The sequence below is a fragment of the Actinomadura coerulea genome (assembly GCF_014208105.1).
Taxonomy (GTDB): domain Bacteria; phylum Actinomycetota; class Actinomycetes; order Streptosporangiales; family Streptosporangiaceae; genus Spirillospora; species Spirillospora coerulea.
Window position 1 is genome coordinate 4070614 of sequence record NZ_JACHMQ010000001.1, and the last position, 14849, is coordinate 4085462.

At 75.4% G+C, this 14849-nt stretch carries 13 protein-coding genes; 7 read left to right on the forward strand and 6 right to left on the reverse strand.

Annotated features, from left to right (window positions below; genetic code table 11):
* Nucleotides 1-49 precede the first annotated feature (49 nt).
* The 3 genes from BKA00_RS18620 (at nt 50) to BKA00_RS18630 (ending at nt 2394) form a co-directional block, all read left to right on the forward strand.
* Nucleotides 50-907, forward strand: coding sequence for an NAD(P)-dependent oxidoreductase (locus BKA00_RS18620; protein WP_185026705.1), 858 nt, complete (start codon nt 50-52; stop codon nt 905-907).
* Between the two features lie 150 nt (nt 908-1057).
* Nucleotides 1058-1366: a hypothetical protein gene (locus BKA00_RS18625; RefSeq protein WP_185026707.1), complete on the forward strand. Its 309-nt coding sequence runs from the start codon at nt 1058-1060 to the stop codon at nt 1364-1366.
* A gap of 38 nt (nt 1367-1404) precedes the next feature.
* On the forward strand, nt 1405-2394 hold the full coding sequence (locus BKA00_RS18630; RefSeq protein WP_185026710.1) for an LLM class flavin-dependent oxidoreductase: 990 nt from the start codon (nt 1405-1407) through the stop codon (nt 2392-2394).
* A gap of 134 nt (nt 2395-2528) precedes the next feature.
* Here BKA00_RS18630 and gabT read toward each other — a convergent pair whose 3' ends face one another.
* Entirely contained in the window at nt 2529-3890 is a 1362-nt protein-coding gene (gene gabT, locus BKA00_RS18635; RefSeq protein ID WP_185026712.1) for a 4-aminobutyrate--2-oxoglutarate transaminase, read from the reverse strand.
* 91 nt (nt 3891-3981) lie between these two features.
* Here gabT and BKA00_RS18640 point away from each other — a divergent pair, with 91 nt between their 5' ends.
* Nucleotides 3982-5460, forward strand: coding sequence for a PucR family transcriptional regulator (locus BKA00_RS18640; RefSeq protein WP_185026714.1), 1479 nt, complete (start codon nt 3982-3984; stop codon nt 5458-5460).
* A 5-nt stretch (nt 5461-5465) separates the two neighbouring features.
* Nucleotides 5466-6893 (forward strand): aldehyde dehydrogenase family protein, encoded by a 1428-nt coding sequence (locus BKA00_RS18645; RefSeq protein ID WP_185026715.1) that lies wholly within the window; start codon nt 5466-5468, stop codon nt 6891-6893.
* On the opposite strand, the gene BKA00_RS18650 is transcribed toward BKA00_RS18645, so the two are convergent.
* Nucleotides 6890-7939, reverse strand: coding sequence for an alpha/beta hydrolase (locus BKA00_RS18650; RefSeq protein ID WP_185026717.1), 1050 nt, complete (start codon nt 7937-7939; stop codon nt 6890-6892). The genes BKA00_RS18645 and BKA00_RS18650 overlap by 4 nt on opposite strands.
* A gap of 222 nt (nt 7940-8161) precedes the next feature.
* A complete protein-coding gene (locus BKA00_RS18655) occupies nt 8162-8782 on the reverse strand; it encodes a hypothetical protein (protein ID WP_185026719.1) in 621 nt (206 codons plus the stop codon).
* 197 nt (nt 8783-8979) lie between these two features.
* On the opposite strand from BKA00_RS18655, the gene BKA00_RS18660 reads away from it, so the two are divergent.
* Nucleotides 8980-9552: a MarR family winged helix-turn-helix transcriptional regulator gene (locus BKA00_RS18660; protein WP_185026721.1), complete on the forward strand. Its 573-nt coding sequence runs from the start codon at nt 8980-8982 to the stop codon at nt 9550-9552.
* 287 nt (nt 9553-9839) lie between these two features.
* Here BKA00_RS18660 and BKA00_RS18670 read toward each other — a convergent pair whose 3' ends face one another.
* Together BKA00_RS18670 and BKA00_RS18675 are read right to left on the reverse strand one after the other, a co-directional pair.
* Complete coding sequence (locus BKA00_RS18670) at nt 9840-10454, reverse strand: class I SAM-dependent methyltransferase (RefSeq protein ID WP_185026723.1); 615 nt, start codon at nt 10452-10454, stop codon at nt 9840-9842.
* Nucleotides 10451-11923 carry a carboxyl transferase domain-containing protein gene (locus BKA00_RS18675; protein WP_230298544.1) on the reverse strand — a complete coding sequence of 491 codons (1473 nt, stop codon included), beginning with the start codon at nt 11921-11923 and terminating at the stop codon, nt 10451-10453. Before BKA00_RS18675 ends, BKA00_RS18670 begins: the two co-directional genes overlap by 4 nt.
* A gap of 100 nt (nt 11924-12023) precedes the next feature.
* Here BKA00_RS18675 and BKA00_RS18680 point away from each other — a divergent pair, with 100 nt between their 5' ends.
* Nucleotides 12024-13445 (forward strand): amidase, encoded by a 1422-nt coding sequence (locus tag BKA00_RS18680; protein WP_185026728.1) that lies wholly within the window; start codon nt 12024-12026, stop codon nt 13443-13445.
* Here BKA00_RS18680 and BKA00_RS39915 read toward each other — a convergent pair.
* Nucleotides 13442-14803 (reverse strand): sensor histidine kinase, encoded by a 1362-nt coding sequence (locus tag BKA00_RS39915; RefSeq protein WP_185026730.1) that lies wholly within the window; start codon nt 14801-14803, stop codon nt 13442-13444. The two genes, BKA00_RS18680 and BKA00_RS39915, sit on opposite strands and share 4 nt — an antisense overlap.
* Nucleotides 14804-14849: the final 46 nt, after the last annotated feature.

Consider the following 14849-nt stretch of genomic DNA (forward strand, 5'->3'; position numbering starts at 1 on the left):
CCCGAACCCGCCCGCCGCAGGCTGGAGCCCTACGGACGAAAGGACCGACATGACGAAGACTTCCGTGACCGTGCTCGGGCTTGGGCTGATGGGTGGCGCGCTCGCCGAGGCGCTGCTGAGGGACGGCCGGACGGTGACCGTCTGGAACCGCTCGCGCGCCAAGGCCGAGCCGCTCGTGGCCAAGGGCGCGGTGGCGGCGGAGAGCGCCGAGGCGGCGGTCTCCGCGAGCCCGCTGGTGATCGTGTGCCTGTCGGTGTACGCCAACGCCGAGGAGATCCTCGGCGGCGCGGCGACCGGGCGCACGATCGTCCAGCTCACCAACGGGACGCCCCGGCAGGCCCGGGCCATGGCCGACCGCGCCGCCGGGCTCGGCGCCCGGTACGTGGACGGCGGCATCATGGCCGTCCCGCCCATGATCGGGCAGCCGGAGGCGCTGATCCTCTACAGCGGCGACCAGGAGGCGTTCGAGGAGCACCGCGAGACCCTCGCCGTGCTGGGCCGCCCGCAGTTCCTCGGCGCCGATCCGGGACTCGCGCCGCTGTTCGACCTGGCCCTGCTGGACGCCATGTACGGCATGTTCGCCGGCATCCAGCACGCCTTCGCGCTCGTCCGGTCGGAGAAGGTCGCGGCCACGGACTTCGAGCCGATGGCCACCGCGTGGCTGACGGCGATGCTGGGCTCGCTCCCCGAGCAGGCCCACGCCGTCGAGGCGGGCGACTTCGCGACCACCGTCTCCAGCGTCGCGACCAGCCAGATGGCGTTCCCCGGCCTGATCGAGACGAGCCGCGACCAGGGCGTGGACCCCGGATACCTGCCGGCCGTGCAGGCCCTGCTGGACCGAGCGGTGAAGGAGGGCCACGGCGAAGACGGCCTGGCCCGCCTGATCACCCTCCTCGAAAGCCCCTGACCCCGTCGACTTGCGGCGTGTTGCCCTTATCAGCGCCCGCTTAAGGGCAACACGCCGCAAGTCGACTCGACCTGCGCTGGCCGACCCTCTCGCGGGACAAGGTCACCGGGCGTATGATCCAGGTCACATTCCTAGAGATCGGTGCGCTCTATGACCGAAGCCGTGTCCGGCGCCGTACCCGCCTCGGCGCCCGCTCCCCGCCTCGCGTTCGGAATCGGCCCTGACGGGACCTACACCCGTTTCGGGCAGGTCGCCGCCTTCGTCCTCGGCCTCCTCACCACGTTCGCGTTCCTGCCGCTGGTCGTGGTCGGGGCCCTCCTGTACACCCGGGCCGAGACCCGGTTCGGGCAGGACCCCGCGCGGGCCCGCACGCTGGTCAACTGGTCGTGGCTCAGCATCACGGCCCCCGTCCTGGTCGCCGTCGTCGCCGTCGCCGCCCTCGCCGTGCTGAAGGGCTAGCGGGAAGAGGACCGGCCCGGGACGGGTTGGCACACGGTATGACCGTGCGCTTCTCCGTCCTCGATCTCGCCCCCGTCGTCACCGGCTCCACGTCCGGCCAGGCCCTGCGCGACACGCTCGACCTGGCGCGGCACGCGGAGCGGCTCGGCTTCCACCGGTACTGGCTGGCCGAGCACCACGCGATGCCCGGCATCGCCAGCTCGGCGACCGCCGTGCTGATCGGGCAGGTCGCGGCGGCGACCTCCCGGATGCGGGTGGGGTCGGGCGGGGTCATGCTGCCCAACCACGCGCCGATGGTCGTCGCCGAGCAGTTCGGGACGCTGGAGGCGCTGTACCCGGGACGCATCGACCTCGGCCTCGGCCGCGCGCCCGGCACCGACCAGGCGACCGCGCGGGCGCTGCGCCGGTCCGCCGAGGCGCTGTCGGTCGACGACTTCCCCGAGCAGGTCGTCGAGCTGCGCGGCTACTTCGCCGCCGACAGCAAGGTCACCCCGGCCGCGGGGAACGAGCCGCCGGTGTGGCTGCTCGGGTCCAGCGGGTACAGCGCGCGGCTCGCCGGCCTGCTCGGCCTGCCGTTCGCGTTCGCGCACCACTTCAGCGCCGAGAACACCGTGCCCGCGCTGACCCTGTACCGGCAGTCGTTCCGTCCCGGCGCACTGGACGAGCCGTACTCGATGATCGGGGTGTCGGTGACGGCGTCGGACACCGACGAGCGGGCGCGGGAGCTGGCGGCGCCGCAGGCGCTGTCGTTCCTGAGGCTGCGGCAGGGCCGTCCGGGGCTGCTGCCGACGCCGGAGGAGGCCGCGTCCTACCCGTACACGCCGCTGGAGCGGCAGATGATCGACGCGCGGCTGGCCGACCAGGTCGTGGGCGGCCCGGACGCCGTCCGCAAGCAGCTGGACGAGCTGGTCGGCCGGACCGGGGTCGACGAGGTCATGGTGACCACGCAGGTCTTCGACCACGCCGACCGGCTGCGCTCCTACGACATCCTCGCCGGGCTGTATGCGGAGAGCCTCGGCACGGCGTGATCGGCCGCGTGCGGCCCGGGGCTCAGATGCCTTCGGCCGCGTGGACGACGCGGCCGTCGAAGACGGTCATCGCGACGGGCATGCCGGAACCGCCGGCCTCCAGGCGGAGACCGGCGATCGGCGGCAGGCGGAGGTCAGCCCGCGAAGGCGGCCTCCAGGACGTCCAGTCCCTCGGCCAGCAGCTCCTCCGAGATGACGAGCGGCGGCAGGAAGCGCATCACGTTCCCGTACGTCCCGGTGGTCAGCACGAGCAGGCCGTTCTCGTGGCAGGTCCGCGCGATCCGCGCGGTGAGCTCGGGGTCGGGCTCCTTCGTCCCCTCCCGCACCAGCTCGATGGCGATCATCGCGCCGCGGCCGCGCACGTCCCCGATCGCCGGGTGCCGCGCGGCGAGGGCGCGCAGCCGGGGCAGCATGATCTCGCCGATCCGGCGGGCCCGCCCGGTGAGCTTGCCGTCCTCGATCTCCTCCAGGACGGCGAGCGCCGCCTCGCAGGCGAGCGGGTTGCCGCCGTAGGTGCCGCCGAGCCCGCCGCCGTGCACCTTGTCCATGATGTCGGCGCGCCCGGTGACGGCCGCCAGGGGCAGCCCGCCCGCGATGCCCTTCGCCGTCGCGACGAGGTCGGGGACGATCCCCTCGTGCTCGCAGGCGAACAGGTCGCCGGTCCGCGCGAAGCCCGTCTGAACCTCGTCGGCGATGAAGAGGATCCCGTTGGCCCGGCAGAACTCGGCGAGCGCCGGCAGGAACCCGGGCGCGGGCTCGATGAACCCGCCCTCGCCCTGGATCGGCTCGATCAGCAGGGCCGCGACGTTCGTCGCGCCGATCTGCTTGGTGATCTGGTCGATCGCCTGCGCCGCCGCCTCCGGCCCGCAGTGGTCCGGGCCGGTGGGCCACCGGTACGGGTAGGCCAGCGGCATCCGGTAGACCTCGGGCGCGTACGGGCCGAACCCCTGCTTGTAGGGCATGTTCTTCGCGGTCAGCGTCATCGTCAGCAGCGTCCGGCCGTGGTAGCCGTGGTCGAACGCCACGACCGCCTGCCGCCCCGTCGCGTACCGGGCGATCTTGACGGCGTTCTCCACCGCCTCGGCGCCGCTGTTGACCAGCAGGGAGCGCTTCTCGTGGTCGCCGGGTGTGATCCGGTTGAGGTTCTCGCACACCGCGACGTAGGACTCGTACGGCGCGACCATGAAGCAGGTGTGGGTGAACCGGTCGGCCTGCGCCTTCACCCGCGCCGCGACCCGCGGGTTGGCGTTGCCGACGTTGGTGACCGCGATGCCGGAGCCGAAGTCGATCAGTGAGTTGCCGTCGGCGTCGACGACCACGCCGCCGTCCGCGTCCGTCACGTACACCGGCAGGACGCTGCCGACGCCGGGCGGCACCGCCGCGAGGCGCCGCTCGTGCAGCGCGCGCGAGCGCGGGCCGGGGATCTCGGTCACGACGCGGCGTTCCTGCGGCAGGCGGGAACCGCTCGCGCCGAGGGTGGTGTCCTGGCTGGTCATGGCCTGAACATAAGCCGGGCGCCGCCTACGATGAACCGTACGGGACGGCGAAATCCGTCCGGCGAGGTAGACACTTTGCACAGGGATTGACATGCCGCCCACGCTGGCCGCCGTGGCCGCCCTCCCCCAGCTCGGCCTGAGGTCGCTCACCGGGCCGCTCCCGGCGACCCCGGTGGTGTGGGTCGCCGTCAGCGAACTGGAGGACCCGACCCCGTTCCTGGAGGGCGGCGAGCTGGTGCTGACCACCGGCATGCGCCTCACCGCCGCGAACGCCGGGGGCTATGTGTCCCGGCTGGTCGCGCGGGGCGTCGCCGGGCTCGGCTTCGCGGTCGGCGTCATCCACGAGACCGTCCCCGCCGAGCTGCTCGCCGCGGCCCGCGACCAGGGCCTCGTGCTGCTGGAGGTCCCGCGCCCGACCCCGTTCATCGCGATCGGCAAGGCGGTCTCCCGGGTGCTCGCCGCCGAGTGGTACGAGGACGTGACCCGCGCGTTCCAGGCCCAGCGCGAGCTGACCCGCGCCGCGCTCACCGGCCCCGGCGCCCTGGTCGCCCGGCTGGCCCGGCAGCTCGGCGGGTGGGCGCTGCTGCTGGACGCGTCCGGCGACGTCCGGCACGCCGAGCCCGCCGGCGCCCGCGACCGCGCCGGGGACCTCGCGCCCGAGCTGGCCCGGCTGCGGCGCCGCCCGGACGGGGGCGGCCCGGCCGCGAGCGTCGCGCTGGCCGTCCCCGACGACCACGTCGTCGTGCAGCGCATCGGGCTGGGCGGGCGGCCGCGCGGGTTCCTCGCGGTGGGCGCCGACGCGCCCCTCCCTCCCACCGCCCACACGATCGTGGGCGCCGCCGTGGCCCTGCTGACGCTCCAGTCGGAGACGCCGCGCACCGGGCGCGAGCTCCGGGCGTCGCTGGCGGCGCTGCTGCTCGGCCGCCCCGACGAGGGCCCGTCGATCCCGCGCGGGCCCGTCCGGGTGCTGGCCTGCGCGGGTGGCGCCGCCGTCCTGGACGCGCTGGAGTCCGACCCGGCCGGGGCGCGCTGCCCGGCGCTGCCGCTCGGCGGGCGCACCGCGGTGATCGTTCCGGACGGGACGCTCGGGACGGTCGAGCGGCTCCTGGCGGGCAGCGGCCCGATCGGCGTCAGCGACCCCGCGTCCGGGGACCTGCGACCCGCGCTGCGGCAGGCGGAGGAGGCCCTCGCGGCGGCCGGCCGGTCGGGCCGGGACGTCCTGCACTACTCCCGGCTCCCCGGGCAGGGCGTTCTCGGGCTCATGGACCCCGGCCCCGCGCGCGCATTCGCCGACGCGCTCCTCGCCCCGCTCCGCTCCGAGGACCTCGTCGAGACCGTCCGGGCCTACGTCGCGGCCAACGGGCAGGGCGAGGCGGCGGCGCGGGCGCTCGGCGTCCACCGGCACACGCTGCGGTCGCGGATGCGCAAGGCGGCCGAGCTCCTCGGGCGCGACCCGGACGATCCGGCCGTCCGTGCCGAACTGTGGATCGCGCTCGCCATCACGTCCAACGGCGAGGAGCGGATTGGACATCGCGGCGACTCCCAATCGGGCGAGCCGCGGATACCGTGAAACGCATGAACGTGACCCCATTCTGGCTGGCCGGCCGGCCTGAGACCGGTGACGGTGAGCTGACCGTTAGGCATCCCTACGACGGCCGCGTGGTCGGGACGGCGGCGGTGCCGACCCCCGCGCAGGTGGAGGAGGCGGTCGCCGCGGCCGACGCCGTCCGCCGGGAGGCCGCGGCGCTGCCGCTGCACGTGCGGGCCGAGGCGCTCGCGCACGTGTCCGCGCGGCTCGCCGAGCGGGCCGAGGAGGTCGCCCGGCTGATCACCGGCGAGAACGGCAAGCCGCTGATGTGGGCGCGCGGCGAGGTGGCGCGCGCGGTCTCCACGTTCCGGTTCGCCGCCGAGGAGGCCCGCCGCATCGCCGCCACGACGCAGCGGCTCGACACCGACCCGGCCGCCGAGGGCCGGATGGCCTACATCACCCGCGTGCCGAAGGGCCCGGTGCTCGGCATCTCGCCGTTCAACTTCCCGCTGAACCTCGCCGCCCACAAGATCGCCCCGGCGATCGCCGCGGGCGCGCCGATCGTCCTCAAGCCCGCGCCCGCGACACCGCTGTCGGCGCTGCTGCTCGGCGAGCTGCTGGCCGAGACCGACCTGCCCGCCGGAATGTTCTCGGTCCTGCCGGTGCCGAACGACCGGGCCTCCGCCCTGGTCGACGACCCGCGGCTGCCGATCGTGTCGTTCACCGGCTCGGTGCCGGTCGGCTGGGCGATCAACGACCGGGCGCCGCGCAAGCACGTCACCCTGGAACTCGGCGGCAACGGCGCGGCGGTCGTCCTGCCCGACGCCGACCTCGACTGGGCCGCCAAGCGGATCGGGCTGTTCGCCAATTACCAGGCGGGGCAGAGCTGCATCGCCGTCCAGCGCGTCTACGTCGACCGGTCCGTCCTCGACGAGTTCCTGCCGAAGCTGGTCGACACGGTCTCCTCCCTCGTCACCGGCGACCCGTGGGACGACAAGACCCAGGTCGGCCCGCTCGTCGACGAGGCCGCCGCCGAGCGCGTCGAGGCCTGGGTGGACGAGGCCGTCGCGGCGGGCGCGCGCGTCCTCACCGGCGGCACCCGCGAGGGCGCCGCGTACGCGCCGACCGTCCTCGCCGACGTCCCGCCCGACTCCAGGATCGCCCGCGAGGAGGTCTTCGGCCCGGTCATGTTCGTCCAGCCCGTGGACGGCGCCGACGAGGCGTTCGCCCTCGTCAACGACTCCAAGTTCGGCCTCCAGGCGGGCGTGTTCACCCGGAGCCTGGACGTGGCGTTCCGCGCCCACCGCGAGCTGGACGTGGGCGGCGTCGTGATCGGCGACGTCCCGTCCTACCGCGCCGACCAGATGCCCTACGGCGGCGTGAAGGACTCCGGCGTCGGCCGCGAGGGGCTGCGGTCGGCGATCGCCGACTACACCGAGGAGAAGGTCATGGTCCTCACGGGCCTGCCCCTCTAGCCGCGGCCGCGGGGCCCCGCGTACAGCCCGGTGCGCAGGGCCCCGGCCGCCTCGGACGCCGCCTCCCGGAACCGCCCGCCGAGGGACCACATGTTCGCGAACCCGTGGATGAGGTCCTCCTGGCGCCTTAGCGCGACGGGCACGCCGGCCTTGCGCAGCCGCTCGGCGAACTCCTCCCCCTCGTCCCGCAGCGGGTCGAACCCGGCGGTGACGAGGTAGGTGGGCGGGAAGCCGGAGAGGTCGCCGGCGACCAGCGGCGAGGCGGCCGGCTCGGCGCGCCGCGGCTCCGGGCAGTAGTGGTCGCTGAACCACGTCATGTCCGCGTCGGTCAGGTAGAACCCCTCGGCGAACAGGTCCCGCGACGGCCTCAGGACGGACATGTCGACCGCCGGGTAGTACAGCAGTGCGAAGTCCGGCGTGCGCCGAGCCGTCAGCCCCACGACGACGGCGAGGTTGCCGCCGGCGCTGTCGCCCCCGACCGCGATGGCGCCCGGGTCGGCGCCGAGGTCGCCGGCGTGGGCGGCCGCGTACTCGTAGGCGGCCAGCGCGTCGTCGGTCGCCGCCGGGAACGGGTGCTCGGGCGCGAGCCGGTAGTCCACCGACAGCACCCGCACCTCGGCGTGCACCGCGAGATACCGGCACACCGTGTCGTGCGTGTCGAGGCTCCCGATGACCCAGCCGCCGCCGTGGTAGAAGACCAGCAGCGGCGACCCCTCCGCGAGGCCCTTCGGTGTGTAGAGCCGCGCCGGCACGCCGCCCGCGTCCACCGCCCGGGTCCGGACCGGCCGCGCCGGCGCCTTCGGCAGGTACGACTGCCCCCGGGCGATCCCCCGCCGCGCGTCCGCGACCGTGCCTCCGGCCAGCCTCCGCTCGCCCTCCAGCCGCATCATCGTGAGCAGCAGCTGCGCGTCCAGCGCGAGCTCCTGCCCGTCCCGCCGCACCGACGCCCCGGCGACGAGCCGCTTCACCGGCCCCGGCAGCGCGAACACCGCGCGGAGCACGGCCCCGGTCACCGCCGGCGGAACCTTCTCGGTCAATGACGCCACACCAACCTCCAGCCCTGGGTCCGCACACCGTACTCCCCAGTAGCCCAGCGCCACAGCCCCGGCCCGAAGGCGTGCGGCCGCCCGGTCGGGCGGGGCTCCCCAGAGGTGGTGGGCGCCCGCTTCGGCGCCACCCTCGCCGCCGCCGACCGCCGCCTGGCCGAAGCGGTGGTCACGCTGCACGTGGGCGTGGTGTGGGACGGAGGCCGCCGCCTGGCCTGACCGTCAGGACGCGCGCGTCCGGCGGTGCCAGTAGGCGAGCGTGACGGCGGCGAGCAGCGGCCCCCACGCCACCAGCGGCGCGTAGGCGACGGCGCCGAGCACGCCCTGCCAGTCGTGGAAGTGGATGGGGAAGTCCTCGGGCAGCGGGCGCCCCTGGACCGTCTTCTGGAACACCAGGCAGTTCACGACGGAGGCCGTCCATATGGGGGTGAGGATCGCGGCGCCCGCGAGACCCGGGATCACGGCGGCCATGACCGGCACGCGCCGTCCTCGAAGGCCGGGCACCCACCGCGGGAACACCTCGCCCCAGCCGGCGATCAGCCCGACGGCGGTGAACGCGACCGCCTCCGACAGGATCGACAGCATCACCACGTACGCCTCCAGCGGCACCCAGCCGGGAAGGTCGCCTCCCGCGGCCCCCGCGTCCAGGCCGTCGCCGCTGAGGATCGGCAGGTGCAGGGCGAAGGCCGCTATCCGCCACAGTCCCGACGGCAGGACGGTGAGCGGGACGGCCAGGGCCGCGATCCGCGCCCAGCGCGGGACGCCCGCGACCGGCGCGTGCGCCGCGTCCCAGCCGGCGCGCAGCCGCGCGAACGGAACCGACGGTGTGCTCGCAATGGTCATGGCCCCACCCTCGCCCCCGCCCCCGCCCCCGCTGATCACCCGCGGGCGCCACGCCCCTCCCCCGCACGGGGGAATCCCGGGGCCGGGTCACGGGATCGTACGGAGTCGAACGACCGCGGACGGGAGTAGATTCACCTCCGGTCCACCAGAGGTGCGCAAGCGATCCGCCGGCGGCGGGCCCTACGGGAGGGACGCACGTGACCGGGCACCACACCCTGCAAGAGACCGAGCAGGCCGTCCAGCGGCGGCTCGGGGACGTACCGCTGCGGCACGACGCGATGATGGCGGTGTCCAACATCTACCGCGCCGCCGCCGCGATCCGGCAGCACTTCGAGAGCTCCGTCCTGCGCGGCGCCGACCTGACGTGGACGTCGTTCGTCGTCCTGTGGGTGGTGTGGATCTGGGACGAGATGGAGACGAGGCACGTCGCCGAAGAGGCCGGCATCTCCAAGGGCACGCTCACGGGGGTCGTGAAGACGCTGGAGGGGCGCGGCCTGATCGAGCGCGGGTCGCACGCGACGGACGGGCGGCTGGTCCTGCTGCGGCTGACCGACAAGGGCCAGGGGCTGATGCGGCAGATGTTCCCGGCCTTCAACGCCGAGGAGGCGTTCGTGGTGGAGGGGCTGAGCGGCGAGGAGAACCGCGCCCTCGCCGGGACGCTCCGGTCGGTGGTCGAGCACCTGGAGGAGGAGGGCGAGCAGCGGCGGGCCGCCCTGCGCGAGCAGTCGCCGCCGCCGCCCCGCCGCTCGGGCCGCCGCGCGCGCGGCTGACCCCCCGCCCGCGGGCACTCACCTGCGCGGCGGGCGGATGCCCCGGAACTCCCGGTCACCGCCGAACGCGGTGGAGACGACCTCTTCGGACTCGGTGGGCTGCGCGCCGCAGTCGTCCCGCACGGGGACGGGACCGGCGACGATGTGGTTGCGGAGCCGTCCGAGCCCCTCGGCCTCGACCTCGACGACGTCCCCGGGCCTGACGGGGCGCGAGTTCGCCGGCGTGCCCGACAGCAGCGGCCCAGGCGGGGAGCGCCCGGCGCGCGGCGAGTGACCGCCGCGCGCCCTCAGGGCTTGCGGGCCAGGAGGCAGCCGGAGGGGATGGGGCGCTCGTTGTCCGCGGGACGGCGCAGGAGCCGCGCCACCTCCACCAGCCCGGACCGGACGGCCAGCTCGGCCATGTCGTCGACGGGCCGGCGGTAGGCGAGGGCGACCTTGTGGTCGAACGACTCCGCCTCGTCCTCGTCGGTCGACTGGAACCCGACCAGGACCAGGCCGCCGGGGGCCAGCACCCGGTGGAACTCGGCGAACGCGCGCGGGAGCTCCGCCGGCCCCAGGTGGATGGTCGAGTACCACGACAGGACGCCGGCCAGGCCGCCGTCCGGGAGGTCGAGCGCCGTGATGTCGCCCTCGTCGAAGCGCAGGTGCGGGTGGTCGGCGCGGGCCCGGGCGATCATGGCGGGCGACAGGTCGAGCCCGAACGCGTCCAGCCCGAGGCCGTGCAGCAGCGCCGTCCCGCGGCCGGGGCCGCAGCCGAGGTCGGCGACCGGCCCGGCCGGGACCATCGCCGCGAACGCGGTGATCATCGCCCGGTCCAGATGGAGCTCGTCGAGCGCGTCGCGGAAGAGGTCGGCGTAGAGGTCGGCGACGGCGTCGTAGGCGCGGGAGACGGTCTCGGTCATGATCCAGAACGGTAGCGCGCCCGGCGGGCGGCCGGACCGGTCGGCGCGAGGCCCGACAGCCCCCGCTCCACCGCCGCGGCGGCCCGGCGGCAGAACTCCTCCGGCTCGTCGGCGGCGTCCGGGCGCTCGTCGACGAGCGCGTCCGCCAGCCCGCCGCGCAGCAGGTCCGCCGACCGGACGCCCTGCGCCTCGGCCATCTCGCCGGCCCGCGCCGGGGTCCGGTGGACGATCAGTGAGGCGCCCTCGGGCGGCAGCGGCGAGAGCCACGCGTGCCGGGCCACCAGGACGCGGTCGGCGGGCAGCAGCGCCAGCGCGGCGCCGCCCGTCCCCTCGCCCAGCAGCAGGCACAGCGTCGGCGCCGGGAGGGTGATCAGGTCGGCCAGGCAGCGGGCGATCTCGCCCGCGAGCCCGCCCTCCTCCGCCTCGGCCGACAGCACGGCGCCGGGCGTGTCGACCACGGTGACCAGTGGAAGGCCCAGCTCGGCGGCCAGCCGCATCCCGCGCCGCGCGACGCGCAGCCCGGCCGGGCCGAGCGGGTGGCCGCCGCGCTGGCCGCGCCGGTCCTGGCCCACCAGGACGCACGGCGCCGCCCCGAAACGGGCCAGGGCGAGCAGCAGGCCGGGCTCCGCCTCCCCCTCGCCGGTGCCCGACAGGGGCGTCACCTGCGCGGCGCCGTAGCGCAGCAGCTCGCGGACACCCGGACGGTCCAGGCGGCGCGACCGCTCGATCGAGTCCCACGCCGTCCCTTCCGGCGGGACGCCCTCGGGCAGGGGCACCGCGGCGGAGGGCGGCCGCCCGCACAGGACGTCCAGCGCGGCGGACGCCACCCCGGCGAGGTCGTCGATGGCCACCACGGCGTCCAGCAGGCCCTTGGCCGCCAGGTTCTCGGCGACCTGCACCCCCGGCGGGAACGGCTCCCCGTACAGGCCCTCGTAGACGCGGGGGCCGAGGAACCCGACCAGCGCGCCGGGCTCGGCCGCCGTGACGTGCCCGAGCGACCCCCACGAGGCGAACACCCCGCCGGTCGTCGGATGCCTCAGGTAGACCAGGTAGGGCAGACCGGCGGCCCGGTGCGCCATGACGGCGGCGGTGATGCGTGCCATCTGCACGAACGCCGCCGTCCCCTCCTGCATGCGGGTGCCGCCGGAGGACGGTGCGGCGAGCAGCGGCAGGCCCTCGGCGGTGGCGCGCTCGACGGCCGCGACGATCCGGTCGGCGGTGGCGAGGCCGATCGAGCCCGCGAGGAACTGGAACTCCGACACGACGAAAGCGACGCGGCGTCCGCTCAGCAGGCCCTCCCCCGTCAGGACGGCCTCGTCGCAGCCGCTGCGCTCCCGGGCGGCGGCCAGGTCCCCGGCGTAGGCGGAGCCGGCGGGCGGCCCCTCGGCGGGCGGAGCGTCCCAGGACGTCCAGGCGCCCTCGTCCAGCACGCGGCGCAGCAGCTCGCGCGCCCCGACACGATCCGTCACGAAGCCCTCCCGCGGGTCTCCCCTGCATGATGTCCTCACCCCGGGACCACCGGGCGCCCGGGGTGGACACTGGTGGGGACCCCGCGCACGAGGAGGGCATGTGTCCGAGGAGATCTGCTTCGCGTCCGCCCGCGAACTGGCGCGCCGCATCCGCGCCCGCGAGCTGTCGGCCCGCGAGGTCCTGCAGGCGCATCTCGACCAGATCGAGCGGACGAACCCGCAGGTCAACGCCATCGTCACGCTGGTCGCCGAGCGGGCGGAGCGGCAGGCGCGCGAGGCCGACGAGCGGCTGGCCGCCGGGGAGCGGCCGGGCCCGCTGCACGGCCTGCCGGTGGCGCACAAGGACACCCACGCCACCGCCGGCATCCGCACCACCTCCGGTTCCCCGATCTTCGCCGACCACGTCCCGGACCGCGACGAACTCGTCGTCGAGCGGATCCGCGCCGCGGGCGCCGTCACGCTCGGCAAGACGAACACGCCGGAGTTCGCCGCCGGATCCCACACCTTCAACCCGGTGTTCGGCCTGACCCGCAACCCCTACGACCTCTCCCGGTCGGCGGGCGGCAGCAGCGGCGGCGCCGCGGCCGCCCTGGCGTGCGGGATGCAGCCGCTCGCGGACGGCGGCGACATGGGCGGCTCGCTGCGCAACCCCGCCTCGTTCTGCAACGTCGCCGGGCTGCGCCCCTCGCCGGGCCGGGTGCCGTCCTGGCCGGTCCTCGCGGGCTGGTCGACGCTGGGCGTGCAGGGCCCGATGGCCCGGAACGTCGCGGACGTCGCGCTGCTGCTGTCGGTGCTCGCCGGCCCCGACCCGCGCAGCCCGATCGCGCTGGAGACGCCCGGATCGGCGTTCGCCGCGCCGCTGGACCGCGACCTCGCCGGGCTGCGCCTCGCCTGGTCCCCCGACCTCGGCGGGACGATCCCCGTCGACCCGGCCGTCACCGGCGTCCTCGAACCCGCCGTCACGGTGTTCGAGGAGCTCGGCTGCGCGGTCGAGGCGGCATCCCCCGACCTGACCGGCGCCGACGAGGTCTTCCGCACCCTGCGGGCCTGGCACTGGGACATCACCCTGCGCCCCCTGCTGGACGAGCGCCGCGCCGACTTCAAGCCCTCCCTCGCCGAGAACATCGACGCCGGCCGCTCCCTCACCGGCGCCGACCTCGGCCGCGCCGAGACGCTCCACACGGCGCTGTTCCACCGCGTCCGGGAGTTCTTCGAGCGCTACGACGCGCTGCTGCTGCCGGTCAGCCAGGTCCCGCCCTTCGACGCCCGCGCCGAGTACCCGGACGAGGTCGCCGGGCGGCCGATGCGCGACTACCTGGAGTGGATGCGGTCGTGCTTCCTCATCTCGGCGACCGGGTGCCCCGCGCTCTCGGTGCCCGCCGGTTTCACCTCCGGCGGGCTCCCGGTGGGCCTGCAGATCGTCGGACCCCACCACGCGGACCTCGCCGTCCTGCGGATCGGCCACGCCTTCGAGCGGGCGACCCGGCACGGCGACCGCCGCCCGCCGCTCGCCCTGCCCTAGGCCTCCTCGCGGGGGATGCGCAGGACGAACCGGGCGCCCTGGTCGCTGTCGGCGGCCACGAGCGTGCCGCCGTGCGCGCGGGCGATGTCGCGGGAGATCGTCAGCCCGAGGCCGGTGCCGCCGCGGTCGCGCTCGCGGCCCTCGGACAGCCGGTGGAACCGCCAGAAGACCCGCTCGCGGTCCTCCGGCGCGATGCCCGAGCCGTCGTCGCGGACCTCCAGCACCGCCTCCGGCCCGTCCGCGGCCACGCTCACCCAGACCCGCGACTCCGCGTGCCGTTCGGCGTTGTCGAGCAGGTTCGTCAGCAGCCGGACGAGCTGGGACTCGGTGACCCGGGCCGTGACGCCCTCCTCCGCCGCGACCTCGACCGGGACCCGGCGGGGCCGCCGGCTCGCCTCCGCCCGGACCAGCTCGCCGAGGTCGACCCGCTCCCGCGCGACGTGCACGCCCGCGCCCAGCTTCGCCAGGATGAGCAGGTCGCCGACGATGCCCTGCAGCCGGTCGGCGTCGGCGAGCGCCGCCCGGGCGACCGCCGGCCAGTCCTCGTCCTCCGGCTGCTCCAGCGCCACCTCCAGCTGGGTGCGCAGGCCCGTCAGCGGGCTGCGCAGCTCGTGCGAGACGTCCGCGACGAACGCGCGCTGCCGCGTGAGGACGTCCTCCAGCCGGTTCAGCATCACGTTCACCGACTCGGCCAGCTCGGACACCTCGTCGTTCGGATCCGGCACGGTCACCCGGCGGTCGGCGCCCCCGGTGATCTCCGCCATCTCCGAGCTCATCACCCGGACCGGCCGCAGCGCCCGCCGCACCGACAGCGACACGATCCAGCCGACCGCGGACGTCGCGAACAGCACCGTCACGACGAGCAGGGCGAGGAAGACCGGCCTGGAACTGGTGACCGTCGTGATGGGCGCGCCCGCGAAGACCGTACGGGGGCCGAAGCGGGTGTCCACCCGCTCGGAGACGAAGTAGAAGTCGGCGAGCCCCTGGAACCGCACGGTGTGGTACTCGGGTCGGCCCGCCACCGGCGCGACGGGGACCTTCACGGGGCCGCGGCCGTGCAGCGGATCGCTGGCCGCGAGCACGTTGCCCTCGCCGTCCAGGACCTGGAGCAGCGGGAAGCCGGGGTCATCGACGCGGATCGTCCCCCGCAGGTCGATCTCGCGCACGAGCGTGGCGAGGTCGGTGACGACCAGGGTGCCGCGGTCGTGCAGGCCCCGGTAGACGGTGCCGCGGAGGGCCTGGTAGAAGAGCGTGACGCCGGTGACGAGCATGAGCGCGACGATGAGGGTCGCGACCGCGGTCACGCGGGTCCGCACCGACCAGCACGCCGGTGACAGCAGGTCCCCGAGTATCCGCACCCGGCGCCCCTCCCCCTTCCGGCTCGCGCGCGGCGACCGGCGCCGC

Coding starts and splice junctions, on each gene's coding strand:
- BKA00_RS18620 (WP_185026705.1), top strand. CDS start 50: ATGACGAAGACTTCCGTGACCGTGCTCGGGCTTGGGCTGATGGGTGGC.
- BKA00_RS18645 (WP_185026715.1), top strand. CDS start 5,466: ATGAACGTGACCCCATTCTGGCTGGCCGGCCGGCCTGAGACCGGTGAC.
- BKA00_RS18670 (WP_185026723.1), bottom strand. CDS start 10,454: ATGACCGAGACCGTCTCCCGCGCCTACGACGCCGTCGCCGACCTCTAC.
- gabT (WP_185026712.1), bottom strand. CDS start 3,890: ATGACCAGCCAGGACACCACCCTCGGCGCGAGCGGTTCCCGCCTGCCG.
- BKA00_RS18640 (WP_185026714.1), top strand. CDS start 3,982: ATGCCGCCCACGCTGGCCGCCGTGGCCGCCCTCCCCCAGCTCGGCCTG.
- BKA00_RS18655 (WP_185026719.1), bottom strand. CDS start 8,782: ATGACCATTGCGAGCACACCGTCGGTTCCGTTCGCGCGGCTGCGCGCC.
- BKA00_RS18630 (WP_185026710.1), top strand. CDS start 1,405: ATGACCGTGCGCTTCTCCGTCCTCGATCTCGCCCCCGTCGTCACCGGC.
- BKA00_RS18625 (WP_185026707.1), top strand. CDS start 1,058: ATGACCGAAGCCGTGTCCGGCGCCGTACCCGCCTCGGCGCCCGCTCCC.